Annotated in this window: 26 protein-coding genes; 14 read left to right on the top strand and 12 right to left on the bottom strand. The window is 71.3% G+C overall.

Annotated elements, in window-relative coordinates:
* Nucleotides 1–57 precede the first annotated feature (57 nt).
* Both ACZ7HT_RS15025 and hemL read right to left on the bottom strand, forming a co-directional pair.
* On the bottom strand, nt 58–756 hold the full coding sequence (locus tag ACZ7HT_RS15025) for a histidine phosphatase family protein (protein WP_471164943.1): 699 nt from the start codon (nt 754–756) through the stop codon (nt 58–60).
* Nucleotides 753–2,099: a glutamate-1-semialdehyde 2,1-aminomutase gene (gene hemL / locus ACZ7HT_RS15020; protein WP_471165701.1), complete on the bottom strand. Its 1,347-nt coding sequence runs from the start codon at nt 2,097–2,099 to the stop codon at nt 753–755. Before hemL ends, ACZ7HT_RS15025 begins: the two co-directional genes overlap by 4 nt.
* Nucleotides 2,100–2,330: 231 nt before the next feature.
* On the opposite strand from hemL, the gene ACZ7HT_RS15015 reads away from it, so the two are divergent.
* Nucleotides 2,331–2,933 carry a hypothetical protein gene (locus ACZ7HT_RS15015; RefSeq protein WP_471164941.1) on the top strand — a complete coding sequence of 201 codons (603 nt, stop codon included), beginning with the start codon at nt 2,331–2,333 and terminating at the stop codon, nt 2,931–2,933.
* A 73-nt stretch (nt 2,934–3,006) separates the two neighbouring features.
* Here the strand turns inward: ACZ7HT_RS15015 and ACZ7HT_RS15010 are convergent, their stop codons facing one another.
* A complete protein-coding gene (locus ACZ7HT_RS15010; protein WP_471164939.1) occupies nt 3,007–4,962 on the bottom strand; it encodes an APC family permease in 1,956 nt (651 codons plus the stop codon).
* 117 nt (nt 4,963–5,079) lie between these two features.
* Here ACZ7HT_RS15010 and ACZ7HT_RS15005 point away from each other — a divergent pair, with 117 nt between their 5' ends.
* Nucleotides 5,080–5,466 (top strand): MerR family transcriptional regulator, encoded by a 387-nt coding sequence (locus ACZ7HT_RS15005; protein WP_471165698.1) that lies wholly within the window; start codon nt 5,080–5,082, stop codon nt 5,464–5,466.
* A gap of 3 nt (nt 5,467–5,469) precedes the next feature.
* On the opposite strand, the gene ACZ7HT_RS15000 is transcribed toward ACZ7HT_RS15005, so the two are convergent.
* Nucleotides 5,470–6,327, bottom strand: coding sequence for an ABC transporter substrate-binding protein (locus ACZ7HT_RS15000; protein ID WP_471164936.1), 858 nt, complete (start codon nt 6,325–6,327; stop codon nt 5,470–5,472).
* Nucleotides 6,328–6,490: 163 nt separating this feature from the next.
* Here ACZ7HT_RS15000 and ACZ7HT_RS14995 point away from each other — a divergent pair, with 163 nt between their 5' ends.
* Both ACZ7HT_RS14995 and ACZ7HT_RS14990 read left to right on the top strand, forming a co-directional pair.
* Nucleotides 6,491–6,739: a hypothetical protein gene (locus ACZ7HT_RS14995; protein ID WP_471164933.1), complete on the top strand. Its 249-nt coding sequence runs from the start codon at nt 6,491–6,493 to the stop codon at nt 6,737–6,739.
* 42 nt (nt 6,740–6,781) lie between these two features.
* On the top strand, nt 6,782–7,651 hold the full coding sequence (locus ACZ7HT_RS14990) for a DUF6597 domain-containing transcriptional factor (protein ID WP_471164930.1): 870 nt from the start codon (nt 6,782–6,784) through the stop codon (nt 7,649–7,651).
* Nucleotides 7,652–7,677: 26 nt separating this feature from the next.
* On the opposite strand, the gene ACZ7HT_RS14985 is transcribed toward ACZ7HT_RS14990, so the two are convergent.
* Nucleotides 7,678–8,124: a GNAT family N-acetyltransferase gene (locus ACZ7HT_RS14985; protein WP_471164927.1), complete on the bottom strand. Its 447-nt coding sequence runs from the start codon at nt 8,122–8,124 to the stop codon at nt 7,678–7,680.
* Between the two features lie 117 nt (nt 8,125–8,241).
* Here ACZ7HT_RS14985 and ACZ7HT_RS14980 point away from each other — a divergent pair, with 117 nt between their 5' ends.
* Together ACZ7HT_RS14980 and ACZ7HT_RS14975 are read left to right on the top strand one after the other, a co-directional pair.
* On the top strand, nt 8,242–9,093 hold the full coding sequence (locus ACZ7HT_RS14980) for an NmrA family NAD(P)-binding protein (RefSeq protein ID WP_471164925.1): 852 nt from the start codon (nt 8,242–8,244) through the stop codon (nt 9,091–9,093).
* A 75-nt stretch (nt 9,094–9,168) separates the two neighbouring features.
* On the top strand, nt 9,169–9,909 hold the full coding sequence (locus tag ACZ7HT_RS14975) for a Mut7-C RNAse domain-containing protein (protein WP_471164921.1): 741 nt from the start codon (nt 9,169–9,171) through the stop codon (nt 9,907–9,909).
* 51 nt (nt 9,910–9,960) lie between these two features.
* On the opposite strand, the gene ACZ7HT_RS14970 is transcribed toward ACZ7HT_RS14975, so the two are convergent.
* Together ACZ7HT_RS14970 and ACZ7HT_RS14965 are read right to left on the bottom strand one after the other, a co-directional pair.
* A complete protein-coding gene (locus tag ACZ7HT_RS14970) occupies nt 9,961–10,446 on the bottom strand; it encodes a MarR family winged helix-turn-helix transcriptional regulator (protein ID WP_471164919.1) in 486 nt (161 codons plus the stop codon).
* A gap of 36 nt (nt 10,447–10,482) precedes the next feature.
* Complete coding sequence (locus ACZ7HT_RS14965; RefSeq protein WP_471164917.1) at nt 10,483–11,043, bottom strand: TetR/AcrR family transcriptional regulator; 561 nt, start codon at nt 11,041–11,043, stop codon at nt 10,483–10,485.
* 128 nt (nt 11,044–11,171) lie between these two features.
* Between ACZ7HT_RS14965 and ACZ7HT_RS14960 the strand changes: the two genes are divergently transcribed.
* Complete coding sequence (locus ACZ7HT_RS14960) at nt 11,172–12,596, top strand: FAD-dependent oxidoreductase (protein WP_471164915.1); 1,425 nt, start codon at nt 11,172–11,174, stop codon at nt 12,594–12,596.
* A 14-nt stretch (nt 12,597–12,610) separates the two neighbouring features.
* On the opposite strand, the gene ACZ7HT_RS14955 is transcribed toward ACZ7HT_RS14960, so the two are convergent.
* The gene (locus ACZ7HT_RS14955; RefSeq protein ID WP_471164912.1) at nt 12,611–13,093 is read right to left on the bottom strand and encodes a hypothetical protein; all 483 of its coding nucleotides are present in this window, start codon (nt 13,091–13,093) and stop codon (nt 12,611–12,613) included.
* 80 nt (nt 13,094–13,173) lie between these two features.
* Between ACZ7HT_RS14955 and ACZ7HT_RS14950 the strand changes: the two genes are divergently transcribed.
* On the top strand, nt 13,174–13,509 hold the full coding sequence (locus ACZ7HT_RS14950; protein ID WP_471164910.1) for a YnfA family protein: 336 nt from the start codon (nt 13,174–13,176) through the stop codon (nt 13,507–13,509).
* A 65-nt stretch (nt 13,510–13,574) separates the two neighbouring features.
* Nucleotides 13,575–14,339 (top strand): SDR family NAD(P)-dependent oxidoreductase, encoded by a 765-nt coding sequence (locus ACZ7HT_RS14945; RefSeq protein WP_471164905.1) that lies wholly within the window; start codon nt 13,575–13,577, stop codon nt 14,337–14,339.
* 107 nt (nt 14,340–14,446) lie between these two features.
* Here ACZ7HT_RS14945 and ACZ7HT_RS14940 read toward each other — a convergent pair whose 3' ends face one another.
* Nucleotides 14,447–15,640 carry an RtcB family protein gene (locus ACZ7HT_RS14940; RefSeq protein ID WP_471164902.1) on the bottom strand — a complete coding sequence of 398 codons (1,194 nt, stop codon included), beginning with the start codon at nt 15,638–15,640 and terminating at the stop codon, nt 14,447–14,449.
* A 175-nt stretch (nt 15,641–15,815) separates the two neighbouring features.
* Between ACZ7HT_RS14940 and ACZ7HT_RS14935 the strand changes: the two genes are divergently transcribed.
* From ACZ7HT_RS14935 to ACZ7HT_RS14925, 3 genes are all read left to right on the top strand, one after another.
* A complete protein-coding gene (locus tag ACZ7HT_RS14935; protein ID WP_471164899.1) occupies nt 15,816–16,688 on the top strand; it encodes a DUF3558 domain-containing protein in 873 nt (290 codons plus the stop codon).
* 135 nt (nt 16,689–16,823) lie between these two features.
* Nucleotides 16,824–17,576, top strand: coding sequence for a DUF3558 domain-containing protein (locus ACZ7HT_RS14930; protein ID WP_471164896.1), 753 nt, complete (start codon nt 16,824–16,826; stop codon nt 17,574–17,576).
* A 119-nt stretch (nt 17,577–17,695) separates the two neighbouring features.
* Nucleotides 17,696–18,979: a DUF2637 domain-containing protein gene (locus ACZ7HT_RS14925; RefSeq protein ID WP_471164892.1), complete on the top strand. Its 1,284-nt coding sequence runs from the start codon at nt 17,696–17,698 to the stop codon at nt 18,977–18,979.
* Nucleotides 18,980–19,041: 62 nt separating this feature from the next.
* Here ACZ7HT_RS14925 and lysS read toward each other — a convergent pair whose 3' ends face one another.
* On the bottom strand, nt 19,042–20,763 hold the full coding sequence (gene lysS / locus ACZ7HT_RS14920) for a lysine--tRNA ligase (protein ID WP_471164889.1): 1,722 nt from the start codon (nt 20,761–20,763) through the stop codon (nt 19,042–19,044).
* Nucleotides 20,764–20,936: 173 nt separating this feature from the next.
* On the opposite strand from lysS, the gene argS reads away from it, so the two are divergent.
* Nucleotides 20,937–22,697 carry an arginine--tRNA ligase gene (argS, locus tag ACZ7HT_RS14915; protein WP_471164886.1) on the top strand — a complete coding sequence of 587 codons (1,761 nt, stop codon included), beginning with the start codon at nt 20,937–20,939 and terminating at the stop codon, nt 22,695–22,697.
* Nucleotides 22,698–22,780: 83 nt separating this feature from the next.
* Here argS and ACZ7HT_RS14910 read toward each other — a convergent pair whose 3' ends face one another.
* Nucleotides 22,781–23,050, bottom strand: a complete 270-nt coding sequence (locus ACZ7HT_RS14910; protein ID WP_453516691.1) for a DUF1876 domain-containing protein — start codon at nt 23,048–23,050, stop codon at nt 22,781–22,783.
* Nucleotides 23,051–23,154: 104 nt separating this feature from the next.
* Between ACZ7HT_RS14910 and ACZ7HT_RS14905 the strand changes: the two genes are divergently transcribed.
* Complete coding sequence (locus ACZ7HT_RS14905; protein ID WP_471164883.1) at nt 23,155–23,937, top strand: DUF4253 domain-containing protein; 783 nt, start codon at nt 23,155–23,157, stop codon at nt 23,935–23,937.
* Between the two features lie 7 nt (nt 23,938–23,944).
* Here the strand turns inward: ACZ7HT_RS14905 and hemB are convergent, their stop codons facing one another.
* Nucleotides 23,945–24,949 carry a porphobilinogen synthase gene (gene hemB, locus ACZ7HT_RS14900; RefSeq protein WP_471164880.1) on the bottom strand — a complete coding sequence of 335 codons (1,005 nt, stop codon included), beginning with the start codon at nt 24,947–24,949 and terminating at the stop codon, nt 23,945–23,947.
* Nucleotides 24,950–25,185 lie beyond the last annotated feature (236 nt).

The raw sequence follows: 25,185 nt of genomic DNA, 5'->3' as shown, positions 1-25,185 counted from the left end.
CTGAACTGTGGCGCTTGGGACCCCCCTGTCCAGTGCGCTGGACCGGAGTGCCAGGTGCTACGCCCCGAAGGCCTTCGACTTCCCCTTGACCGGCTTCGCGCCCGCGAGGAGGTGCGCCGGGACCAGGTCCCGGGCCGGCTCGCTGTACCCGACCGAGACGATCTTGTCGCCGCGGTACGTGAACGAGGTCAGCGAGGCCAGCGTGCACTGCCGGCGCCGCGGGTCGTGCCAGAGCCGCCGCTTCTCCACGAAGCTCCGCACGATCCAGATCGGCAGCTGGTGGCTGACGCAGACCGCCTCGTGCCCCCGCGCCGCGTCCTTCGCCGCGTCGAGCGCGCCCATCATGCGCACGACCTGCTCGACGTACGGCTCGCCCCAGGACGGCTTGAACGGGTTGGTGAGGTGCTTCCAGTTGCCCGGCTTCTTCAGCGCCCCGTCGCCGACGCCGAAGGTCTTGCCCTCGAAGACGTTCGCCGCCTCGATGAGCCGCTCGTCACTGGCCAGATCCAGACCGTGCGTCTTCGCGATCGGCGTCGCCGTCTCCTGCGCCCGCTCCAGCGGGGAGGCCACGACGTGGGTGATGTCCCGCTCGGCCAGGTGCTCGGCGACCCGGTCCGCCATCTGACGGCCAAGATCGGACAGGTGGTAGCCCGCGCGGCGCCCGTACAGCACGCCGTCGGGGTTGTGGACCTCGCCGTGCCGCATCAGGTGGACGACGGTGATGTCCTCGTCGCCGTAGTGCTGCCGCTCGCTCATGCCGTCGCCTCCGCGGCGGCGCGGGCCGCGGCCGGGAGCGCGGCGGCGATGCGCTCGATCGCCCGCTCGTCGTGCGCGGTCGACACGAACCAGGACTCGAACGCGGACGGCGGCAGGTACACGCCGTCGGCCAGCATCGAGTGGAAGAAGGCGTTGAAGCGGAACGCCTCCTGCTTCTTCGCGTCGTCGTAGTTCCGCACCTCGTCGGCGGTGAAGAACACCGAGAACATGTTGGACGCGGTCTGCAGCCGGTGCGCCACGCCCTCCTTGGCCAGCGCGCCCGTGACCAGGCCCTGGATCTCCGCCGAGACGGCGTCGACCTTCTCGTACGCCGCCTCGTCGAGCAGCCGCAGCTGCGCGAGCCCGGCGGCGGTCGCGACCGGGTTACCGGACAGGGTGCCCGCCTGGTAGACCGGGCCGGCCGGGGCGAGGTGCCCCATGACGTCGGCGCGGCCGCCGAACGCCGCGGCCGGGAAGCCGCCGCCCATGACCTTGCCGAAGGTCATCAGGTCGGGCTTCACGCCGTCGACGCCGTACCAGCCGGCCCGGCTCGTACGGAAACCGGTCATCACCTCGTCGGAGATGTACAGCGCGCCGTTCTCCCGGCACAGGTCCGCGAGGCCCTGGTTGAAGCCCGCCACCGGCGGGACGACGCCCATGTTGCCCGGCGAGGCCTCGGTGATCACACAGGCGATCTCGCCCGGGTGCGCGGCGAACGCCTCCCGCACGGCCTCCAGGTCGTTGTACGGCAGCACGATCGTGTCGCCGGCCTGGGCGCCGGTCACGCCGGGCGTGTCGGGCAGGGCGAAGGTGGCCAGACCGGAACCGGCCGCGGCGAGCAGCGCGTCCACGTGGCCGTGGTAGCAGCCCGCGAACTTGACGATCTTGGCGCGCCCGGTGAACCCGCGGGCGAGCCGGATCGCGGACATCGTGGCCTCCGTACCGGAGGAGACGAGGCGCACCTGCTCGACCGGCTCGATCCGCGCGACGATCTCCTCGCCGAGCGCGACCTCGCCCTCGCCGGGCGTCCCGAAGGAGGTGCCGCGGGCCACCGCGGCCTGCACGGCGGCGGTCACCTCGGGGTGCGCGTGGCCGAGAATCATCGGCCCCCACGAGCAGACGAGGTCGACGTACTCACGACCGTCCGCGTCGGTGAGGTACGGACCGGTACCGGACACCATGAACCGGGGCGTTCCGCCCACGGCCCGGAAGGCACGCACCGGTGAGTTCACGCCGCCGGGCGTCACGAGGGAAGCGCGGTCGAAAAGCGTCTGTGAGACTGGGGCTTCGTATGAATACGGCACTGTGATCCTGACCTGCGAGAACGACTTCGGGCACGACATCGGGAACGGAGGGACGGCGGTGAGCATCCTGTCTGTTACGCCGAGGCGCTCCCCGTCCGCGTCTGCGAAACTGGGGCGTCATAGGGATGACTCACGGAATCCATGGTGTCAGAGGCCACGGCGTTCTTGCGGACAGGTGTTTCACCGTACGAACGCGGGGGAGGTCACTGTCACGATGATCGGGTTGCGCGGCGGGGTCGTGTTGCCGAGAAGAAGCAGTCGGGTGGAGATATGCATCGCGGTGGCGGACCGGGCGAGGGGACGGACGACCTGGGTCCGGAGTCTGCCCGGCGGGGGAGGCACCGGCGCAGGCGAACCGAGGAGCCGACCGCATCGGAGCACCGGCCGAACCCGGAGCCCGTTGCGGAATCGGCCCCGACGACCGGGGGCCGGAGCTTGGGGGTGACGTACAAGTACTTCGGCGCGCCCAACAGCGCGACGGCGGCCCAGGTCCCGATCTCGATGCGTCCCGAGGAGCTCGGCGGGGACGAGCTCGGCATGGGCGGCATGTTCACCAAGATCAAGCCCGAGACGATAGCGGCCATGGTCCTCACCGGCATCCAGGGCATGCCCCTGCACAAGGTGCCGCCCCTTGAGCTGGTCGTGCTGCACCCCGACTACGCGGTCGTGAAGCTGCCGATGACCGTCGTCGACCCGCTGCGCGGGATCGGCGAGGAGTCGGTCGGCGCCGCCGCCTTCATCTGGTCGACGGTCCCGGACCGCGGCGGCCCGCGCGACGCCTTCGACGTCTACCAGCTCCTCCACGAATGGCAGGACTTCTCGGTCCGCCTCCACGAGGCGGGCCACCAGCCGTACTGCCTGGTCTGGCCGTAGGACCGGCAAGCGTCGGCCCGTTTTCGCCCGCGCCGGCGTGAGGCCGTCCCGCGTGCTCTGGTGCTCTGGTGCTCTAGCGTGCGGCCGCCCCGGCGCGTTCGGCGGCCAGCTCGCGGGCGGAGGCGAGCCGGTAGGGCACGTCGATGACCACGACGTCCTGCATGAACAGCAGATGGGCCTTGAGGCGCAGCGCGATCTGGTTGTGCAGCGGCCGCTCCCACCAGTGCCCCACCACGTACTCGGGGATGACCACCGAGACCACCGACTCCCCCGTCCGCTCGGGCGCGTCCCGGACGTGCCGCAGGACGGGCTGGACGATCGAGCGGTACGGGGAGCTGAGCACCCTCAGCGGTACGTCGATGCCGTGCGCCTCCCAGGTCGCGCGGAGCACCTCCGCCTCCGCCGGGTCCTCGGCGACGGTGACGGCGGTGAGCGAGTCGGGGCGCAGGGTCCTGGCGTACGACAGCGCGCGGAGGCTCGGGGCGTTGACGGAGGCCACGAGGACGAGGATGTGGTTCTCGGCGAGGGTGTGGGGCCGGTCCCCGGGTGCGACGGCGACCTCGGCGGCGACCGTGTCGTAGTGCCGCCGCACGGCCTTCATCCCGGCGTAGAGCAGCGGCATCGCGATGACGACCAGCCAGGCGCCATGGGTGAACTTGGTGATCAGGACGATGACGAGGACGACCGCCGTCAGGCAGGCGCCGAAGGCGTTGATCGCGAGCCGGCGGTGGATGCGGCGACGGTCGACGGGGGTGCCCGGGACGGGCGTGGCGAGTTCTCGCCTCCAGTGCTTGACCATGCCGGCCTGGGAAAGGGTGAAGGAGACGAAGACGCCGATGATGTACAGCTGGATGAGGCGGGTCAGCTGCGCGTCGAAGGCCACGATGAGGGCGATCGCGGCGAGCGCGAGGAGGACGATGCCGTTGGAGTAGACGAGCCGGTCGCCGCGGTGGACGAGCTGCCGGGGCGCGTAGCGGTCCCGGCCGAGGACGGAGGCGAGCATCGGGAAGCCGTTGAAGGCGGTGTTGGCCGCCAGGATCAGGACGCCCGCGGTGACGGCCTGGAGCGCGTAGAAGAGGACGTGCCAGTCGCCGAAGGTGGCCCGGCCGATCTGGGCGAGCGCGGTGGACATCGGGGTGCCGGGGGCGAGCCCGAGCTCGGTGGGGTCCTCCGCGACGTGGACCTCGTAGACCATGGCGAGCACGGTGATCCCGAAGAACATGGTCGCCGAGAGCGCGCCCATGATCGCGAGCGTCATCGCCGCATTGCGGCTCTTGGGCTTCGCGAACGCCGGGACGCCGTTGCTGACGGCCTCGACACCGGTCAGCGCGGTGCAGCCGGAGGCGAAGGCGCGCAGGGCGAGCAGCACGAGCGCGATGCCCGAGTAGGTGGAGACCCGTTCCACGGGCAGATCGGCGGACTCGGCGCGGATCGCCGCGCCCGTCGCCATCCGCACGGCGGCCACGGCGAACATCAGGTAGATCACGGCGATGAAGGAGTACGTGGGGACGGCGAACCAGCGCCCCGACTCGCGTACCCCGCGCAGGTTCATCCACGCGACGACCACGACGAAGAACACCGACATCGACACCGCGTGCCCGTCGAGCGAGGGGACCGCGGAGGTGATCGCGGCGACCCCGGAGACGACGGAGACGGCGACGGTCATCACGTAGTCGATGAGCAGCGCGGACGCGGCGGTGAGCGCCGCCCTGCGGCCGAGGTTCTCGGCGGAGACGACATAGGCCCCGCCGCCGCCCGGGTAGGCGTAGCAGGTCTGCCGGTAGGAGGCGACGACGACCACGAGCAGGACGACGATGCCGGCCGCCGCGTACCAGGCCAGATGGAGCACGGCGAGACCGCCGAGGCCGAGGACGAGCAGGATCTCCTCGGTGGCGTAGGCGACGGAGGAGAGCGGGTCGCTGCAGAAGACGGGGAGGGCGATCCGCTTGGGCAGCAGGGTCTCCCCGAGCCGCCCGGTGTCCAACGGACGACCTACGAGCAGGCGTTTCGCCGCACTTCCAGCTCTCATAAGTGATGAAGTTAGGACGAATGGTATGTAATGCGCGGAAGCCGCGCCCTGAGGGGAGCCCGCACGCCCGGGGGGATCCCCGTACGAGGAAGGACCAGACGCGTGAGCGCAGTACGCATGACCGGCCGGCCCCTGCAGATCGCCGAGGTCGCCGCACGGACCGAACTGTCGCTGCGGACCATCCGGCAGTACGAGGACAGCGGCCTGGTCGTCCCCTCGGCGGCCTCGCCGGGCGGCTTCCCCCTCTACACGGACGCGGACGTGTCCCGGCTGATGGTGGTCCGCCGGATGAAGCCGCTCGGCTTCACCCTCGACGAGACCCGCGAACTGCTCACGGCCGTGGACCGGCTGTCCGGCGGCGAACTCGAACCGGACGAGCGGGCGGCCCTGGTGGCCCGCGTCCGCCGCTACGAGACGGCAGCGGCGGAACGCGTCGCCGAACTGCGGGCCCAGCTGGCCCGCGCGGAGGAGTTCGCCGACTCCCTCCGCACCAGCCTGGCCTAGGGCCTACCCCGCCAGCGCTTCCGCGAGGACGCGGAAGAAGCGGGCGTACGCGGCGGGGCTGGGCGGGGTCTCGGGGTTCCAGGGGGTGAGGCGGACCCCGGAAGGGAGCGCGTACGGCGGGGTCGCGTGCTCCCGCTCGTCGAAGAGGACAAGCCCGGGACGGAGCGCGGCGACCCGGTCCCAGTCGCCGGTGAGCCAGTTGGCACCGGGCCCCGGGCCGGGGTCGAGCAGCCGCACGCCGAGCCCGGCGAGATGCGCCAGCTCGGGCCAGGCCTGCGGCCGCGCGAGATGCACCTGCTCGGACCCGGCCCCGGAGAGCGCGAGCACGGAAAGCCGGGACCGGGCGGCGAGCCCCCGAAGGGCGGCCTCGGCGGAGGCGAGGTGCTCCGCGTCGGAAGCCGGCGCGGCGCCGGAGGCGGCACCGGGGGTGACGACGCCGAGGCTCGTGGCCAGCGCGGCGAAGCGGTCGAGGATCGCCGGCAGGGCGAGCTCGTTGCCGACGGAGAGCGCGGCGAGCGGGACCCCGAGCCGCTCGGCGACGGACTCGTCGAGCGCGTACGGACTCTTGCCGTCATAGGTCACGTCGACGATCACGTCCGGACGCAGCGCGCGCAGCACCCCCTCGTACAGGACCCGGCCGGGCCCGAGGTACGGCACCCCGGCCGCCCCGAGCCCTCCCGCCTTGGCCGGATCGAGCGCCGCGCCGTCGTGCCCCGAGCCGTACACGGCGACCGGCGCCACGCCCAGGTCCAGCAGCGCCGCCCCGGCCCGCACGTACGCGACGACGCGCAGCGGCACGCGGGCCGCCCCCAGCTCCGTACCCCTGTCGTCCGTGAATCCCCATGCCTCTGTTCCGGACATGCGGCTGCTCCCTCCCCGGCCGGAATCTCCCTCGTCCGTCACCTTGGAGCGCTTCCCCGGACCGCACAAGAGGGCCTGCTTCCCCGGCCACCCCTGCCGAAACCGCCCCAAGGGGTGTTAACTGAACGGGTCGGGAGGAAGCAGTAGGAACCTGGAGTGAGCCATGTCGTTGCCCGGCCCGTTCTCGGACCCCCGCGTGATCACGCTCTTCGGCCTGCTCGCCGTCTCGACGGTGGCATGGCTGACTCTGAACCTGCGCGCCAGGGCCCGCGCCCGCCGCGGCCCGCAGGTCACCCCGCTGGAGCGGATCTGGCACCCGCAGGAATCGGTGCCCCTGACACCCGAGGAGGAGCACGCCTTCGGCCAGGTCGTCTCCCGGCTCACCCTGGGCCCGGCGGGCCGCCTGCACTGACGTCGCCCTTCCCGCGCCGGGGCACCCCCTAGCATGCGGACCATGTCCGCCTCCGCCTCCGCTCCCCGTCCCCGGCGGGACACCCGCGGCATCGTCGACCCCGCCGAGCTGCTCTCCCGGGTCCGATTCCGCCGGCACGTCCCGGCGCCGGAACTGCGGCCGTACCTGGAGCACTACTGGCTGATGGACTGGGAGCTGCCGGAACCGTACGCGAGCCATCTCGTCCCGCACCCGTCGGTGAACGTCGTCTTCCAGCGGTACGGGCCGCCGGGCGCCCCGGCGGAGGACGCGACGGCCTGGGCCGAGGTGTCGGGGGTGGGGCTCGGCCTGTTCACGCAGCGGCTGACGGGGACGGGCCGGGTCTGCGGGGTGCAGTTCCGGCCGGGCGGCTTCCGGCCGTTCGCGCCCGCGTGGCCGGTGTCGGAGTGGACGGGCCGGCGGGTGCCGCTGGGAGACGCGTTCCCGGACGAGGGCGCGGGCGACGACGCACGCTCCCTGACCTCCGTACTGTCTCCCGAGGACGACCACGCGCGCGTGGCGGCGCTCGACGCGTTCCTCCTGGCCCACGGACCGGCACCGGACCCGGCCGCCGAGGAGGCCATGGAGCTGGTGGACCTGATCCGTTCGGACCGGACGGTCCGCAAGGCGTCCCGGCTGGCCGCCGCGAGCGGTCTGTCGGCGCGCTCGCTCCAGCGCCTGTTCGCCGGCCATGTCGGGGTCGGCCCGAAGTGGGTGATCCTGCGCTACCGGTTCCACGAGGCCCTGGAGCGCGCGGAGACGGCGGGGGTCCCCGACTGGGCGGGCCTCGCCGCGGAGCTGGGCTACAGCGACCAGGCCCATCTCGCACGGGACTTCACGGCGACGATCGGGGTGCCGCCCACCACGTACGCGCGCGCGGTGTCAGTGCCCTGACCTGGCGTCCGGCCGTTCGACCTGGGCTAGCCGGCGTCCGGCGTGGTGAGCGGGCGGCTGAAGTGGAAGGCGACGATGTCGAAGCGCTCGCGCAGGTAGAAGCGGTGGGCGCCGGTGCGCTGCGTGCCTGAGTCCAGGTTGAGTTCGTGGCAGCCGGCCGCGCGGGCGCGGTCCTCCAGGTGGGCGATGAGCGCGTGGCCGACGCCGGTGGAGCGGTCGGCGGCGGCGGTGACGAGGTCGTCGACGTAGAGGGTGCGCAGGGAGCTGGTGTTGTGGATGATCCGCCAGCCGGCCGCACCGACGCAGCGGCCGCCGTCCGTGTAGGCGCCACTGAACCGCAGGCCCTGGGGGTGCCCGGCCTCGTAGACCTCGCGGAAGAGCTCCGGGGTGAGGTGGGGGCGGAGCTCGGAGAGCACGGGCAGGAGGTCGCTCTCCAGCCGGGGGTCGCCCGGGGCGAGGTCGATGATCTTCATGTCGGGGACGGTACCCCAGGTTTTTTCAGGGTTGACGGCAAAGGTGGAACAGCGGATATTCATCTGCACGGCACAGAGAATGTGCAACGCAGCTACAGCCGTCCCAAGGAGCCCCACATGACCGTCCTCGTCACCGGAAGCCGCGGCCGGGTCGCCGCCACCCTGCTCGCCCTGCTCGACGCGGCGGGCATCGAGACCAGGGCCGGATCCAAGAATCCGGCGGACCTCTCCCCACCCCCGAACGTCGACACCGTGCGGTGCGACCTCGCCGATCCGGCCACCTTCGACACGGCCCTGAAAGGCGTGGACTCGGTCTTCCTGTACGCGGAGGCGGCGCACGCCGACACGTTCGCGGACCGGGCCCGCGCCGCCGGCGTGGAGCACGTCGCCCTGCTCTCCTCCAGCTCGGTCCTCGCCCCGGACGCGGCCGAGAACCCGATCGCGTCGTCCCACCTGGCGGCCGAGCAAGCCCTGTCGGCCGCCGCCGATGCGGGCGCCTTCGAGACCACCCTCCTCCGCCCCGGCGCCTTCGCCACGAACGCCCTGCAGTGGGCGGGGGCACTCAAGGACGGCCACGGACCGGCACTGCCGTACCCGCACGCCCACACCGACCCGATCCACGAGCGCGATGTCGCCGAGGCCGCCTTCGCGGTCCTCACCGAACCCCGGCTACGAGGCTCGGCACACCACCTGACGGGCCCCGAGTCGCTGGACTTCACGGAACAGCTGGCGATCCTGGCGAAGACGACGGGCCGCCCGGCGCCGTACAGAACGGTCACCCCGGAGGAGTGGAAGGCCTCGGTATCCCCCTTCCTCCCGGAACCCTTCGCGAACGCCCTCCTCGCCTACTGGTCCTCCCACAACGGCCACCCGACCCCCCTGACGAGAACACTGGAAACCCTGACGGGCCACCCACCCCGCACGTTCACGACCTGGACCCAGGACCACGCAGAAGCCTTCCGCCCGTGAGTCCCCGTTGTGCGCAGCGCCCGCCCGGGCCGAATCCCCTGGCCCCCCACCAGCCCGCAATGCCATCCTGACCCGGTGAACGGACCCGAGATCCAGATCAGCTTCGCCCCCGCCCTCCACCTCTTCGTCCCGGCGGACCGCCGCACCGGCCGCACCCCGCTGACCACCGACGGCACCTCGTCGCTCGGTCACGTGGTGGAGTCGCTGGGCGTGCCGCTCACGGAGGCGGGACGCCTGCTGGTCGACGGACACCCGGTGGACGCCTCGCACGTGCCCGGCGCGGGCGAGACCGTCGAGGTGGAGGACGTGGTCCGCCCCCAGCAGGCACCGCCCGGCGCGCCGCTCCGCTTCCTCCTGGACGTGCACCTCGGCACGCTGGCCCGCCGACTGCGCCTGCTCGGCGTGGACGCGGCGTACGAGAGCGAGGACATCGGCGACCCCGCCCTCGCCGCGCTCTCCGCGAGCGAGCGGCGCGTGATGCTGTCGCGGGACCGCGGTCTGCTGCGCCGCAGGGAACTGTGGGCGGGTGCCTACGTCTACAGCGACCGCCCGGACGACCAGCTCCGCGACGTACTGGAGAGGTTCGCGCCGCGACTCGCGCCGTGGACGCGCTGCACGGCGTGCAACGGGGAGCTGACCGACGCCGACAAGGACTCGGTGCGGGAGCGTCTGGAGCAGGGCACGGAGAAGACGTACGACGTGTTCGCCCAGTGCGGGGAGTGCGGCCGGGTCTACTGGCGCGGAGCGCACCACGCCCGCCTGGAGGCGATCGTCTCGGACGCGGTACGAGAGTTCGGCGGAGCGGCAACCCACTGAGAGGCCCGAGTCGGAGGCCCGGCGAAGAGGCCCTGAGTCAGAGGCCCCGCGTCAGCCGAGGTCGCCCCCGCGCAGCCGCTCGACCTGCGCGGTACTGACCTCGACGGTGCGCCGCATGTGGGCGATGAGCAGCGCGACCTCGGCGTCGCTGTAGACGTCGAACATCGTGCCCCAGGTGCTGTTGAGCTTGCGCCAGAGCTCGCCGAGCTCCGCCATCCTCTCGGGGACGAGGGCCACCAGGACCCGGCGCCGGTCCTCGGTGTCGCGCTCGCGGGTCACGTAGCCGGCGCGTTCGAGGCGGTCGACGAGGCGGGTCGCGGAGCCGGTGGTGAGCCCGGTCAGTTCGGCGACCCGTCCGGTGGTCACGGGCCCTTCCTCCAGGCTGAGGAGGTTCAGGCACTGCACGTCGGTCGGGTGGAGCCCCAGGTGGTCGGCGACGGCCTGGTTGAACAGGGCGTAGGCGGCCATGTAGCGCCGGGCCTCCCCGTACAGCTCGGTCATGAGCGCCTCGCGCCGGACGGAACTCTTCTGCGTCATGCAGAGATTGTACGAATCGGGCACGACCCCGGCGGCTCAGGGCGCCTCGGCGGTGAGATAGCGCTGCACGGTGGGCGCGAGCCAGGCCACGATCTCCTCGCCGGACATCTCGACGGCGGGCGGAATCCGCAGCACGTAGCGGACGAGCGCCATGCCGAGGATCTGGGACGCGACGAGCGCCGCACGGCGGGGCGCGTCCGCCGGGTCGGGGCAGACGCCCCGGGTGACCGGGCCGAGCTGCGCGGCGAAGATCTCGTGCACGCGCGCGGCACCGACCTCGTTGGTGACGCCCACCCGCAGCATCGCGGTGAGGGCCTCGTCGCTCTCCCAGCGCTCCAGGAAGTGGGTGACGAGGGCGACCCCGACGTGCTGCGCGGGCAGGGCGCCCAGCTCGGGCATGCCGATCTCGATGGCGGAGGCGGCGGCGAACAGCCCCTGCTTGCTGCCGTAGTAGCGCATGACCATCGACGGGTCGATCCCGGCGTCGCGGGCGATGGCCCGGATGGTGGCGCGCTCGTATCCGTCGGAGGCGAAGCGCTCGCGGGCGGCCTCCAGGATGGCGGCCCGGGTGGCGTCGGAGCGGCGGACGGTCTTCATACCAACAACTGTAGGCCAACGGGTGTTGACACGCCATTCGGACCGCCCTACCGTTGCCAACAAGCGTTGACCAACACCTGTTGACCAACATTCGTTGGCAAACACTCGTGGGCACCCTGGAGGCAGCCATGAGCACCAACAGCACCACGGACACGGACGTACTCGTCATCGGCGCGGGCCCCACCGGCCTCCTGCTCGCCGGCGACCTCGCCGCCGCCGGCATAGACGTCACCCTCGTCGAGCGCCGACCGCACGGCCTGGGCAACATGACCCGCGCCTTCGGCGTCCACGCCCGCACCATGGAGCAGCTCGACGCCCGCGGCCTCGCGGACGAGCTCCTCGCCACCGGAACCACCCTGACCAGCGCACGGCTCTTCGGCCGCCTCGACATGGACATGACCCGGCTGCCCACCCGCTTCAACCACCTGCTCGTCACCCCGCAGTACGAGGTCGAGCGCCTCCTGGAGCGCCGCGCGGTCGACGCGGGCGTCACCTTCCGGTACGGGACGGAGCTGCGCGGACTGCGCCAGGACGCCGACAGCGTCACCGCCGAACTCACCGACCCCGACGGCACCCCGCTCACGCTCCGCGCCCGCTACCTGGTCGGCACGGACGGCCACCGCAGCTCCGTCCGCACCACCCTCGGCCTGCCGTTCCCCGGCCGGTCCGTGATCCGCTCCATCGTCCTCGCCGACGTCCGCCTGACCGACGCACCCACCGACTCCTTCAGCGTCGCCGGCGCCGGAGACACCTTCGCCTTCATCGCCCCCTTCGGCGACGGCTGGTACCGGGTCATGGGCTGGACCCGCACCCGTCAGGTCGACGACACCGAGCCCCTCGACCTCGAAGAGGTCCGCGAGATCGCCCGCAAGGCCCTCGGCACGGACCACGGCATGCACGACGCCCGCTGGCTCTCCCGCTTCCACAGCGACGAGCGCCAGGCCCCCGCCTACCGCGTCGGACGCGCGTTCCTCGCCGGAGACGCCGCCCACGTCCACTCCCCCGCCGGCGGCCAGGGCATGAACACCGGCCTCCAGGACGCCGCCAACCTCTCCTGGAAGCTCACCGCCGTACTCCGCGGCGAGGCCCCCGACCCCGAGGCCCTCCTCGACAGCTACCAGTCCGAGCGCCACCCCGTCGGCACCATGGTGCTCCGCAGCAGCGGCGCGATCGTCCGCCTCGCGATGGCCCACACCCCGCTCACCCGCGCCGCCCGCACCCTCGCCGTCCGCCTCCTGGGCGCGATCCGGCCCGCCTCGGCCCGCGCCGTGGGCATGCTCAGCGGCATCGGCATCTCCTACGCCCCCACGCCCGGCAGCGGCCGCCCCTCGGGCCGCCGCGCACCCGACGCCCACCTGAGGGAAGGCCGGCTCTACGAGCTGCTCCGCCAGGGCGAGTTCGTCCTGATCGCCCCGGAGGGCGCGACCCCGGCCCTCCCGGCCACCGCCCCCGTCACCCCGAAGCACCTCGTCCGGGCCACGTGGACGGACCCGACGAAGAAGACCGCCGTACTGATCCGCCCGGACGGCTACGTCCACTGGACGAGCAACTGAACGAAGGCCCCGGCTCAGAAGACGTAAGGATCCCCGGTGGCGAGCACGAGAACACGATGGCGATCGTTCAGCGGATTCCGGTCCGCCACCCCGTCCCTCCAGGCCGTCGTGACCTCGACCGTCAGCTCCTCCGGAAGGGCCGCGGTCCGCAGGTCGAGCGCCAGCTCGCCGGTACCCCCCGCGGCCCTGAGCGCGCCCGTCCGGCAGGACACCACCCGGTCACTGCTCCACAGACAGGCCGGCGGCAGCTCCTCGCCACCCGCCATCGGCTCGGAGAAGGCGATCCTGACCGTCGCCTGGGAGATGTCGGAAGGCCCGTGGTTCTCGCTGACGAGCCAGACACCGACCCTCCCTTCCCAGAGGGAGACGTGCCCGTGATGGGACAGATCCGCCTCGACCCCGCCCACCGGCCCCACGGCACCGGCGCCGCCGCCCGCACCCACCACCGTCACGGCCGCGAGAACAACCCCGACCAAACCCTTCCGCAATCCACGCATAACCCCAAAATACCGACGACTGGTCACATATTCTGACAACTCATCAGCCCGCGTGTCCCCCGGCATGACACCCTGCCCCCATGCTGATCGCCCGCTCCACCGCCCTGTTCGTCCTCGCCGCCCTGTTCGAGATCGGCGGCGCCTGGCTCGTCTGGCAAGGCGTACGGGAGCACCGCGGCTGGATCTGGATCGGCGCGGGAGTCATCGCCCTCGGCGTCTACGGCTTCGTCGCCACCCTCCAGCCCGACGCCGAGTTCGGCCGCGTCCTCGCCGCCTACGGCGGAGTGTTCGTCGCCGGCTCCCTCGCCTGGGGCATGGCCGCCGACGGCTACCGCCCCGACCGCTGGGACGTCACCGGCGCCCTGATCTGCCTCGCCGGCATGGCCGTGATCATGTACGCCCCACGAGGCCGCTGACGGACACTCCCACCTATCCTGACCGGGCGATCGACGTCACCGACCACCTGCGCGAGGAGCACGCCATGTCCGCCCCCGGTACCCCCATCGCCGTCATCACCGGAGCAAGCAGCGGAATCGGCGCCGCCACCGCCCGCCAGCTGGCCGCCGCCGGCTACCGCGTGGTCCTCACCGCCCGCCGCAAGGACCGCATCGAGGCCCTCGCCGCCGAGATCAACGAAGCCGGCCACCAGGCCACGGCCTACGCCCTCGACGTCACCGACCGCGCCGCCGTCGACGAGTTCGCCACCGCCTTCCGCAGCCTCGCCGTCCTCGTCAACAACGCCGGCGGCGCCCTCGGCGCCGACCCCGTCGCCACCGCCGACCCCGAGGACTGGCGCCGGATGTACGAGGTCAACGTCCTCGGCACCCTCCACATGACCCAGGCTCTGCTCCCCGCCCTCACCGCGAGCGGCGACGGCACGGTGGTCGTCCTCTCCTCCACCGCCGGCCACTCCACCTACGAGGGCGGCGCGGGCTACGTCGCGGCGAAGAACGGCGCCCGCGTCCTCGCCGAGACCCTCCGCCTGGAGATCGTCGGCACCCCCGTCCGCGTCATCGAGATCGCCCCCGGCATGGTCAAGACCGACGAGTTCGCCACGACCCGCTTCCGCGGGGACACCGACAAGGCGGCCAAGGTCTACGCGGGCGTCGCCGAACCCCTCACCGCGGACGACGTGGCGGACACCATCACCTGGGCCTGCACCCGCCCCCCGCACGTCAACATCGACCTCCTGGTCGTCCGCCCCCGAGCCCAGGCCTCCAACACGAAGGTCCACCGCGAGCTGTAGAACCCGGACCCGCGGACGCGTGAGAGGGGCCGGCGCATCGCACCGGCCCCTCTCACCCCGAAGGGAACCCTCACCCCGAAGGGAACCCTCAGCCCGAAGGGAACCCCTCAGCCCTTCACGCAGATGACCTGCTTCAGCTTGGCGACGACCTCCACCAGGTCCCGCTGCTGGTCGATGACCTTCTCGATCGACTTGTAGGCGCCCGGGATCTCGTCGACGACACCGGAGTCCTTGCGGCACTCCACGCCCCGCGTCTGCTCCTCCAGGTCCCGCGTCGAGAAGCGCCGCTTCGCCGCGCTCCGGCTCATCTTCCGGCCGGCGCCGTGCGAGGCGGAGTTGAACGACGCCGCGTTCCCCAGACCCTTCACGATGTACGAGCCCGTGCCCATCGAGCCCGGGATGATCCCGAACTCCCCGGAGCCGGCCCGGATCGCGCCCTTCCGCGTGACCAGCAGGTCCATGCCCTCGTACTGCTCCTCCGCCACGTAGTTGTGGTGGCAGGAGATCACCGGATCGAAGGTCACCCTGGCCTTGCGGAACTCCCTCCGGATGACCTCCTGGAAGAGCGCCATCATGATCGCGCGGTTGTACTTCGCGTACTCCTGCGCCCAGAACAGGTCGTGCCGGTAGTCGGCCATCTGCGGAGTGTCCGCGACGAAGACCGCCAGGTCCCGGTCGACGAGGCCCTGGTTGTGCGGAAGCTTCTGCGCCTGGCCGATGTGGTGCTCGGCGAGCTCCTTGCCGATGTTCCGGGACCCGGAGTGCAGCATGAGCCACACCGACCCGGACTCATCGATACAAAATTCAACAAAGTGGTTGCCGGATCCGAGGGTCCCCATCTGCAGAACCGCCCGCTCCCGCCGGAACTTCACCGCGTCCGCGACACCGTCGAACCGCGACCAGAAGTCGTCCCACCCCGCCGTCGGGAACTGGTACAGCCTCTTCGGCTCCACCATCTCCCGATGCATCCCGCGCCCCACCGGGATCGCCTGCTCGATCTTCGACCGCAGGCGGGACAGGTCGCCCGGCAGGTCGTTCGCCGTCAGGGACGTCTTGACCGCCGACATGCCGCAGCCGATGTCGACGCCGACCGCCGCCGGACAGACCGCACCCTGCATCGCGATCACCGAACCGACCGTCGCGCCCTTGCCGTAATGCACGTCCGGCATCACGGCCAGGCCCTTGATCCACGGCAGCGTCGCCACGTTCTGCAGCTGCTGCATGGCGCCGCCCTCGACCGACGCGGGGTCGGCCCACATCCTGATCGGTACTTTCGCGCCCGGTACCTCTACGTACGACATACTTCCTCGATTCCCCCGAAAAGTCTGATAACGCAAAAACTGGAGCCAAAGCCCGTACAGGTGACAGCGGACCGGCATCAACAGCTGCGTGTGCGATAGACATTGTGTCCATCGGCCGGGTTCGCGCGGCAAACAGTTTTCGGGAAAGACTTTCGGGTGAAGGGAGCCTGGGACCGTGCAGCGAAAGAGGTACGCACCCGGCCGCACCGGGTCCGCGGCTCGCACCGCCGTCGTCCTCGCACTCGGCCTCGGCCTGGGGATCGGCCTCACCGCGTGCTCCGCAGGGACCCCCGCGGACGACGTCGCCGTCGACGCCAAGGCCGGCCAGGCCGCCGCCCCCGTCGCACCCCCCGGCCGCTACCGCACCCTCTTCGAGCCCTGCGGCGCCGTCCCGCAGGCCACCCTCAAGGACCTGCTCCCGGGCGCGGCCGCGCTGCCCGACGCCGAGCGCGACAAGGCGTACCGGGGCGTCGCTGCGGTCACGTACGACACGGACCGGCGGGTCGGCTGCACGTGGAAGGCCGACACCCCGGACACCTCGCACCGGCTGTCCCTCGACATCGAGCGGGTGGTGTCGTACGACGCGGTGGTCAGTGACGACGACCGGGCGCAGGAGGTGTACGTCCGCAAGCAGCTCGCGGCGGGCATCCCGGTGCCGCCGACGGCTCCGCCGAGCCCGACGGCAACGGCAACGGCGACGGCGACCCCCACGGGCGGCCCGACCACCTCCGCCACCGCCACGGTTCCGCCGGGCAAGGCGCCGACGGGCGGTCCCGCCGATCCGGGTGCCACGGAGTCGGCGACCGGTCTGGAGCCGCGCGTCCTCGAGGGACTCGGGGACATCGCGTTCGTCGACGACGTCCTCAGTACGGCGGGGGCGAACAGTCATCAGCGTGCCGTCAGCGTGGTCTTCCGCACATCGAACGTGATCGTGACGATCTCGTACCGGGAGCAGACCACGGGTTCCGCGGAGGCCCCGGACAGCGCGGAACTGCAGGAAAAGGCCCGGAATCTGGCCCGGCTGCTCGCCGAGCGGCTGGAGGAGTAGCCGTTCGGCTGCGATCCGTGAGCGGACGGCGACCACGTAACGTGTCGGCGTACCCGTGGCAGTGGCCATGGCCGGGCCCGCGGCTCCGGCCGGCGGGTCACCGGCCGGACCGTACGACAAGCGACTGAAGGAACCATGCAGCGATCAGCTCCGCGAACGCGTCTCTCCCGCATACTCGCCTGCGCCGCCGTCCCGGTGATGCTCGTCGCCGCGGGGTGCTCCTCCTCGGATTCCGGGGACTCCGGCAAGCCACAGGGGGAGGGGCAGGGCCAGGGTCAGTCGTCGGCGTCGGCGTCCGTGACGCCGTCGCCGAAGCAGTCGACGAAGACGGTCGAGCCGGCGAAGTTCGCGAAGCTTCCGCAGGTCTGCAAGGCGATCTCGGCGAAGACGACGGCGTCGCTGGTGCCGAAGGCGAAGACGAAGGGCGGCACGCCGGCGGCCTCGAGTGATCTGGCCAGTCGTGGTGGCTGCTCGTGGAACGGGCTCGACGACAAGGGCGTGAAGGGCTCGCAGTACCGCTGGCTGGACGTGTCCTTCTACCGGTACGACTCCGACGCGGTGCTCGGCAGCGGTCAGGAGCGTGCGCAGGAGAACCTGGCGAAGGAGCTGGCGAAGGTCCAGGAGACGCCGGGCGCGAAGAAGCTGAAGACGGTCACCGCGACGGGCATCGGGGACGAGGCGAAGACGGTCACGTACCAGCTGCGCAAGACGGACGAGGACTTCCAGTACACGTCGGTCCTGGTGCGTACGGGCAATGTGCTGGTCCTGCTGTCGTACAACGGTGCCGGTTACGCGGGTGCCGAGACCCCGTCGGAGAAGACGATCACGAACGGTGCGGGGACGGCGGTCAAGGAGGCCGTGGCAGCGGTCGCCGCAGCCAACAAGTAGTCACAAACCAGCGCAGAGTGCCACATTCGCGTGGAGCCCGTCCCTCCCCAGAGGGCCGGGCTTCGCTCACATGTGCCACTCTGTGCGCGCTGGATGTCGATTGACGGGAGGGTTCGCGGGTGGCCGCGATGCAGCTGACACGCACACACCGAATACTCATCGGCCTCGTCATCGGCGGTGCGCTGATCATCGCGGGTATCGGTTTCGCGGGTTCGTACGCCGCCGTGCGCGAGCTCGCCCTGCAGAAGGGCTTCGGCACCTTCTCGTACTTCTTCCCGATCGGCATCGACGCGGGCATCTGTGTGCTGCTCGCGCTGGATCTGCTGCTGACCTGGCTGCGGATCCCGTTCCCGCTGCTGCGTCAGACGGCCTGGGTGCTGACGGCCGCGACGATCGCCTTCAACGGCGCGGCGGCCTGGCCGGACCCGCTGGGTGTGGGGATGCACGCGGTGATCCCCGTGCTGTTCGTGGTGTCGGTGGAGGCCGCGCGGCACGCGGTGGGCCGGATCGCGGACATCACGGCCGACAAGCACATGGAGGGCGTCCGGATCACCCGCTGGCTGCTGTCGCCGGTGCCGACGTTCCGGTTGTGGCGGCGGATGAAGCTGTGGGAGCTCCGCTCGTACGAGCAGGTCATCAAGCTGGAGCAGGAGCGGCTGGTCTACCAGGCGCGGCTGCAGGCGCGTTTCGGGCGGGCGTGGCGGCGCAAGGCTCCGGTGGAGGCGCTGATGCCGCTGCGTCTCGCGCGGTACGGGGTGCCGCTGGCGGAGACGGCGCAGGAGGGTCTGGCGGCGGCGGGCATCGAGCCGGTGGTACTCCCTCCGGTTCCGGAGGTGTCGCGGCCGGTCGCGCTGGTGGAGCCGCAGCAGCCGGCGGCGCTTCCGGTGCCGGTCCAGGCGCAGGTCCCGGGGCAGGTCCCGGTGCCGGTTCCTGCGCAGGGTCAGGAGTCGAACCCTGCGCAGGACCCGGTGGGGCCGGTGAATCACGAGAGCCCGTGGTTCGACGCTCCGCAGGTCTCCCCGCAGTCGTACGAGGGCACGTACAACCCGCAGATCGTGGAGGGCCTGGAGCCCATGCCGGTCCCGGTTCCGCAGGGACCGGAGGATGTGCCGCCGGCGGGTCCGGAGGAGTTCGTGGAGTACCCGGAGTACGTGGAGCAGCCGGAGCAGCCGGAGCAGCCGGAGCAGCAGGTCGACGACTTCGAGGACGTCGTCTACAAGGTCATGGGGTCGTACGTGCTGGAGCACGAGCAGTTCCCGGCCGAGGCCGAGCTGGCGCGTCTGGTGGCCGAGCAGTACGGGCTTCCGGAGTTCCCGCCGAACGAGATCGATCTGCTGCGGCAGGCGGTGCCGGGTGCGCAGGAGCGGGTCCAGCGGGCGAGGGCCGACGTGGACACCCCGTAAGAGAGTCGTCGTACGCGTGAGGGCCACCACCCGGATCCGGGTGGCGGCCCTCACGCGTCAGGTCAGGCTCCGAGCAGCTTCCGCACCCGGTCGGCGCCGACCGCGAGCAGCAGCGTCGGCAGGCGCGGGCCGGTCTCGCGGCTGACGAGGAGCTTGTAGAGCAGGGCGAAGAAGGCGCGCTGGGCGAGCTTCAGCTCGGGCGTCGGCTTGGCCTCGGGGTCGAGTCCGGCCATGACCTTCGGGACGCCGTAGACGAGGGTGGTGAGTCCGTCGAGCGACCAGTGGGTGTCGAGGCCCTCCAGGAGTCGGCGGAGCGACTCGCGGCCCTGGTCGTCGAGGGTGCCGAGGAGCTCGGTGTCGGGCTCCTCGCGGACGATGGTGCGCTGGTCGGCCGGGACCTGGTTGGTGATCCAGTTCTCGGCGCGGTCGAGGCGCGGCCGGACCTCGTCGAGGGAGGTCACCGGGTTCTCGGGGTCGAGTTCGGTGAGGATCCGCAGGGTCTGCTCGTCATGGCCGGCGGTGATGTCCATGACGGAGGCGAGGGTGCGGTACGGCAGGGGGCGCGGGGTGCGCGGCAGCTCGCCGACGGCCGTGCGGGCGGCGCGGGAGTGGGCGGCGGCGTCGGCGGGCAGGGCGGAGCCGTCGGCGACCTTGGCCTCCAGCTTGTCCCACTCGTCGTAGAGCCGCTGGATCTCCTGGTCGAAGGCGATCTTGAAGGACTGGTTGGGCCGGCGGCGGGCGTAGAGCCAGCGCAGGAGCTGGGGCTCCATGATCTTCAGCGCGTCCGCCGCGGTGGGCACGCCGCCGCGGGAGGAGGACATCTTGGCCATGCCGCTGATGCCGACGAAGGCGTACATGGGGCCGATGGGCTGGACGCCGTCGAAGATGCCGACGATCTGCCCGCCGACCTGGAAGGAGGAGCCGGGCGAGGAGTGGTCGACGCCGGAGGGCTCGAAGATGACGCCCTCGTAGGCCCAGCGCATGGGCCAGTCGACCTTCCACACGAGCTTGCCGCGGTTGAACTCGCTGAGCTTGACGGTCTCGGAGAAGCCGCAGTTCGTGCAGGTGTAGGCGAGCTCGGTGGTGTCGTCGTCGTAGGAGGTGACGGTGGTGAGGTCCTTCTCGCACTGGCCGCAGTAGGGCTTGTACGGGAAGTAGCCGGAGGCGCCGCTGGAGCCGTCGTCCTCGGCGGCGGCGCCGGAGCCCTCCTCGGCCTCCAGCTCGGCCTCGTCGAGGGGCTTCTGGGACTGCTTCTTCGGCGCCTTCTTCGTCCGGTACTGGTCGAGGATGGCGTCGATGTCGCCGCGGTGCTTCATGGCGTGCAGGATCTGCTCGCGGTAGGTGCCCGCGGTGTACTGCTCGGTCTGGCTGATCGGGTCGTACTCGACGCCGAGCTCGGCCAGGGACTCGACCATGGCGGCCTTGAAGTGCTCGGCCCAGTTGGGGTGGGGCGAGCCGGCGGGGGCCGGGACGGAGGTCAGCGGCTTGCCGATGTGCTCGGCCCAGGAGGCGTCGATGCCCTCGATGCCGTTGGGGACCTTGCGGTAGCGGTCGTAGTCGTCCCAGGAGATGAGGTGCCGGACCTCGTACCCGCGGCGGCGGACCTCGTCGGCGACCAGGTGCGGGGTCATGACCTCGCGGAGGTTGCCGAGGTGGATCGGGCCGGAGGGGGAGAGGCCGGAGGCGACGACCACCGGTTTGCCAGGCGCACGTCGCTCCGACTCGGCGATGACCTCGTCCGCGAAACGGGAGACCCAGTCGGTCTCGGTGCTGCTCTGAGCCACGGTCGGTACGTCCTTCTTCCTGAGGGGTTCTGCCTGAAGGCCCTACGTGAGCCATTCTCCCAGACGGAGCGACACTCTCCGAGGTTGTCCACAGGCGGGGAAATCACGTTGCGCTCCCATGGGACACTTGACAAGCGAATTAGACCTGACGGACTCAACAGGAACGGAAGCTCATGGCCTCGGTCCCTTCCCTCGCTTCGACCGTGCAGCAGCGCCTCGCGGACGGCCTCTCGGCGGCTCTGCCGGACGCCGCGTCCGCCGACCCGCTGCTGCGACGAAGCGACCGGGCCGACTTCCAGGCCAACGGCATCCTGGCGCTGGCCAAGCAGCTCAAGGGCAATCCGCGTGAGCTGGCGACGAAGGTCGTCGAGGCGATCCCGGCCAATGACGTCCTCAAGGAGATCGAGGTCTCGGGCCCCGGCTTCCTGAACATCACGGTGACCGACTCGGCGATCATCGACACCCTCGCGGCCCGTGCGGCGGACGCGCGTCTGGGCGTGCCGTTCAACGAGTCGGCGGGCACGACGGTCATCGACTACGCCCAGCCGAACGTGGCGAAGGAGATGCACGTCGGCCACCTGCGGTCCGCGGTGATCGGCGCGGCGATGGTCGAGATCCTGGAGTTCACCGGCGAGACGGTGGTCCGGCGTCACCACATCGGCGACTGGGGCACCCAGTTCGGCATGCTCATCCAGTACCTGATCGAGCACCCGCACGAGCTGGACCACTCGTCGGAGGCGGAGGTCTCCGGCGAGGAGGCCATGTCGAACCTGAACCGGCTGTACAAGGCCTCGCGTGCGCTGTTCGACGCCGACGAGGAGTTCAAGACGCGGGCCCGGGCCCGGGTGGTGGACCTCCAGGCCGGCGACGAGGAGACCCTGGCGCTCTGGCAGCGGTTCGTCGACGAGTCGAAGATCTACTTCTACTCGGTCTTCGACAAGCTGGACATGGACATCCAGGACGGCGACGTCGTCGGCGAGTCCGGCTACAACGACATGCTGGCGGAGACCTGCCGCATCCTGGAGGAGTCGGGCGTCGCGGTCCGCTCCGAGGGCGCGCTGTGCGTCTTCTTCGACGACGTGAAGGGCCCGGACGGCAACCCGGTGCCGCTGATCGTGCAGAAGTCCGACGGCGGCTTCGGTTACGCGGCGACGGACCTGTCGGCGATCCGGGACCGGGTGCGGAACCTCAAGGCGACGTCGCTGCTGTACGTGGTGGACGCCCGCCAGTCGCTGCACTTCAAGATGGTCTTCGAGACGGCCCGCCGGGCGGGCTGGCTGAACGACGAGGTGAAGGCCGTCCAGCTGGCCTTCGGCACGGTCCTGGGCAAGGACGGCAAGCCGTTCAAGACCCGTGAGGGCGAGACGGTGCGGCTGGTGGATCTGCTGGACGAGGCGATCGACCGGGCGTCGGCCGTGGTCCGCGAGAAGGCCCAGGACCTCACGGAGGCGGAGATCGCCGAGCGTGGTGCGCAGGTGGGCATCGGCGCGGTGAAGTACGCGGACCTGTCGACGTCGGCGGCCCGTGACTACAAGTTCGACCTGGACCAGATGGTCTCGCTGAACGGCGACACCTCGGTGTACCTGCAGTACGCGTACGCGCGTATCCAGTCGATCCTGCGGAAGGCGGGCGACGCGAAGCCGGTCGCGCACCGGGAGCTGGGTCTGGCGGCCTCGGAGCGTGCGCTCGGTCTGCACCTGGACGGTTTCGGCGAGCTGATCGCGGAGACGGCCGTGGAGTACGCGCCGCACAAGCTGGCGGCGTACCTGTACCAGCTGGCCTCGCACTACACGACGTTCTACTCGGAGTGCCCGGTCCTGAAGGCGGACACCCCGGAGCAGGTCGAGAACCGTCTGTTCCTGTGCGAGCTGACCGCCCGCACGCTGCACCAGGGCATGGCGCTGCTCGGCATCCGGACGCCCGAGCGTCTCTGACACCCCTGAGGCGTCTCTGCCGCCTCTGACACTTCTGGAAGCGAAGCCCCCGGTACGGAGATGTCGTATCGGGGGCTTCGTCGTCAGCGGATGGCGCGCGAGGTCCGGCCGGACACCTCGTCGATCTCCTTGTGGGCCTTCTGGAGCAGCTGCGAGGCGAGGTCCATGAGGGCCCGTGCGCCCGCGATCTCCTCGCCCACGCGCAGCTGGTCCGGATCGGAGGGGTGCCGGTTCGCGGTGCCGTGGGCCCGGAACTCGGTGCCGTCGGTGAGCCGGACCATGGCCGCGGCCCGCGTCCGGTCACCCTCCTCCTTGAACTCCATCTCCACATGCCATCCGACAAGCGTGTGCATCATGAGGACCACCTCCACCGAGGACCTGTCGGCTACCTCTCCAGGGTGCGCCGCCCACTGCCGCCCCACCACTCGTTGTCAGTGGCTCCCCGTACGTTCTGATCATGGCGATGATCCCGAACCAGCTGCCCAAGCTCGTATCCGATCCGACCGGCCGCTCCCTCGGCCTCGACCTGCCGCCCGGCGCCCTGACGGGCCCGGCGGACTCCCCGTACCTGTGGTCGGGACACGGCCCGGCGGGACCGGCCGCGTGGGCGGCGCTGCGTCCGGCGGCGCGGACGGCGGGGCTGCTGCCGGTGCTGCTGGGCGGCGAGTGGGGGCTGGACCGGTGGGACCTGATGCCGGAGCGGATGAGCGATCCGGCGGATCACGACGCCGAGGAGGTCCTCGCCGACTTCTGGGGGTACTACGCGGCGGACGAGATCGAGGCCTCGCCCGACGCCGGCTGGCCGGGGCTGGCTCCGGCGCAGCCGTCGGGCGCGGATCCCGACCGGGCGGCGGCGACGGTCGCGGAGATGCTGACGGAGCCGGGTTTCTGGCTGGCGGACGCCCGGCCGGCGCTGGTCCCGGCCCGGCGCAGCGCGGACATACCGGCGGTGATCGGCTGGAGCGGGCCGTTGAACCACGAGAACGACGTGGCTCGGCTGTGCGCGGTGCTGCGTTCCTGGGAGGACCGCTTCGGCGCCCGGGTCGTCGCGCTCACCTTCGACCAGCTGGTGGTGTCGGTGGCGGCACCGCCCCGGACTCCGGAGGAGGCCGAGGCGGTGGCGGCGGAGCACTTCGCGTTCTGCCCGGACAACATCACGCAGGGGCGCCACGCGAGCCTGCGCGAGTACGCCCGCAAGGCCCTGCTTGACGCCCCTGTGTGGACGTTCTGGTGGGACTAGGTCGCGGCTAGCGGCGTCCGGCGGACAGCCACTGCGCGGCCTCGGTCGCCCAGTAGGTGAGGATCATCTGCCCGCCGGCGCGGCGGATGCCGGTGAGGGTCTCCAGGATTGCCTTCTCGCGGTCGATCCAGCCCTTCTCGGCGGCGGCCTCGACCATGGAGTACTCGCCGCTGATCTGGTACGCGGCGACGGGGACGTCGACGGACGCGGCGACCTTGGCGAGCACGTCGAGGTAGGGCCCCGCGGGCTTGACCATGACCATGTCGGCGCCCTCCTCCAGGTCGAGGGCCACCTCGCGCAGGGACTCGCGGAGGTTGGCGGGGTCCTGCTGGTAGGTCTTGCGGTCGCCCTTGAGGGAGGAGCCGACGGCCTCGCGGAAGGGGCCGTAGAAGGCGGACGAGTACTTGGCCGTGTAGGCCAGGATCGACACGTCCTCCTTGCCGATGGTGTCGAGGGCGTCGCGGACGACGCCGACCTGGCCGTCCATCATTCCGGAGGGGCCGACGACGTGGACGCCGGCGTCGGCCTGGACCTGGGCCATCTCGGCGTAGCGCTCCAGGGTGGCGTCGTTGTCGACGCGGCCGTCGGCGTCGAGGACGCCGCAGTGGCCGTGGTCGGTGAACTCGTCGAGGCACAGGTCGGACATGATGACGAGCTCGTCGCCGACCTCGGCGCGGATGTCCCGGATGGCGACCTGGAGGATGCCGTCGGGGTCGGTGCCGGCGGTCCCGGCGGCGTCCTTCTTCTCGTCCACGGGCACGCCGAAGAGCATGATTCCGGAGACCCCGGCCTCGAGCGCCTCCACGGCGGCCTTCCGCAGGGTGTCCCGCGTGTGCTGGACGACCCCGGGCATGGCCTGGATCGGCACGGGCTCGGTGATGCCCTCGCGCACGAACGCGGGAAGGATCAGGTCGGCGGGGTGCAGCCGCGTCTCGGCCACCATCCGGCGCATGGCGGGCGTCGTCCGCAGCCGCCGCGGCCGCGCGCCGGGAAAGGATCCGTACGAGTTCATAGCCCCGAGGCTACGCCTGCCCCCACGATGCCTTTACCAACACCTTGTGGGCATACGCCCGCGCGCTGTGACCTGCGCCCCGCCCGTGTGGGCGCGGAAGCGCCGCCCACAACGCGCGGGGGGGGGGGGGGGGGGGAAAACCCCCCCCCCCCCGGGGGAAACACCCCCGTGGCTGCGTCCTTCTCCCCCCCCCCCTCCCCCACCTCCCCTCCCACGAGCAGGTCACCCGATTCCCC

This window comes from Streptomyces sp. NPDC037410 (assembly GCF_055602235.1).
Note: the sequence above shows the minus strand (reverse complement) of the source record. Positions and strands in the feature narration are given on the sequence as shown.

Coding starts and splice junctions, on each gene's coding strand:
- ACZ7HT_RS15025 (WP_471164943.1), bottom strand. CDS start 756: ATGAGCGAGCGGCAGCACTACGGCGACGAGGACATCACCGTCGTCCAC.
- hemL (WP_471165701.1), bottom strand. CDS start 2,099: ATGTCGTGCCCGAAGTCGTTCTCGCAGGTCAGGATCACAGTGCCGTAT.
- ACZ7HT_RS15015 (WP_471164941.1), top strand. CDS start 2,331: ATGCATCGCGGTGGCGGACCGGGCGAGGGGACGGACGACCTGGGTCCG.
- ACZ7HT_RS15010 (WP_471164939.1), bottom strand. CDS start 4,962: ATGAGAGCTGGAAGTGCGGCGAAACGCCTGCTCGTAGGTCGTCCGTTG.
- ACZ7HT_RS15005 (WP_471165698.1), top strand. CDS start 5,080: ATGACCGGCCGGCCCCTGCAGATCGCCGAGGTCGCCGCACGGACCGAA.
- ACZ7HT_RS15000 (WP_471164936.1), bottom strand. CDS start 6,327: ATGTCCGGAACAGAGGCATGGGGATTCACGGACGACAGGGGTACGGAG.
- ACZ7HT_RS14995 (WP_471164933.1), top strand. CDS start 6,491: ATGTCGTTGCCCGGCCCGTTCTCGGACCCCCGCGTGATCACGCTCTTC.
- ACZ7HT_RS14990 (WP_471164930.1), top strand. CDS start 6,782: ATGTCCGCCTCCGCCTCCGCTCCCCGTCCCCGGCGGGACACCCGCGGC.
- ACZ7HT_RS14985 (WP_471164927.1), bottom strand. CDS start 8,124: ATGAAGATCATCGACCTCGCCCCGGGCGACCCCCGGCTGGAGAGCGAC.
- ACZ7HT_RS14980 (WP_471164925.1), top strand. CDS start 8,242: ATGACCGTCCTCGTCACCGGAAGCCGCGGCCGGGTCGCCGCCACCCTG.
- ACZ7HT_RS14970 (WP_471164919.1), bottom strand. CDS start 10,446: ATGACGCAGAAGAGTTCCGTCCGGCGCGAGGCGCTCATGACCGAGCTG.
- ACZ7HT_RS14965 (WP_471164917.1), bottom strand. CDS start 11,043: ATGAAGACCGTCCGCCGCTCCGACGCCACCCGGGCCGCCATCCTGGAG.
- ACZ7HT_RS14960 (WP_471164915.1), top strand. CDS start 11,172: ATGAGCACCAACAGCACCACGGACACGGACGTACTCGTCATCGGCGCG.
- ACZ7HT_RS14955 (WP_471164912.1), bottom strand. CDS start 13,093: ATGCGTGGATTGCGGAAGGGTTTGGTCGGGGTTGTTCTCGCGGCCGTG.
- ACZ7HT_RS14950 (WP_471164910.1), top strand. CDS start 13,174: ATGCTGATCGCCCGCTCCACCGCCCTGTTCGTCCTCGCCGCCCTGTTC.
- ACZ7HT_RS14945 (WP_471164905.1), top strand. CDS start 13,575: ATGTCCGCCCCCGGTACCCCCATCGCCGTCATCACCGGAGCAAGCAGC.
- ACZ7HT_RS14940 (WP_471164902.1), bottom strand. CDS start 15,640: ATGTCGTACGTAGAGGTACCGGGCGCGAAAGTACCGATCAGGATGTGG.
- ACZ7HT_RS14930 (WP_471164896.1), top strand. CDS start 16,824: ATGCAGCGATCAGCTCCGCGAACGCGTCTCTCCCGCATACTCGCCTGC.
- argS (WP_471164886.1), top strand. CDS start 20,937: ATGGCCTCGGTCCCTTCCCTCGCTTCGACCGTGCAGCAGCGCCTCGCG.
- ACZ7HT_RS14910 (WP_453516691.1), bottom strand. CDS start 23,050: ATGCACACGCTTGTCGGATGGCATGTGGAGATGGAGTTCAAGGAGGAG.
- ACZ7HT_RS14905 (WP_471164883.1), top strand. CDS start 23,155: ATGGCGATGATCCCGAACCAGCTGCCCAAGCTCGTATCCGATCCGACC.
- hemB (WP_471164880.1), bottom strand. CDS start 24,949: ATGAACTCGTACGGATCCTTTCCCGGCGCGCGGCCGCGGCGGCTGCGG.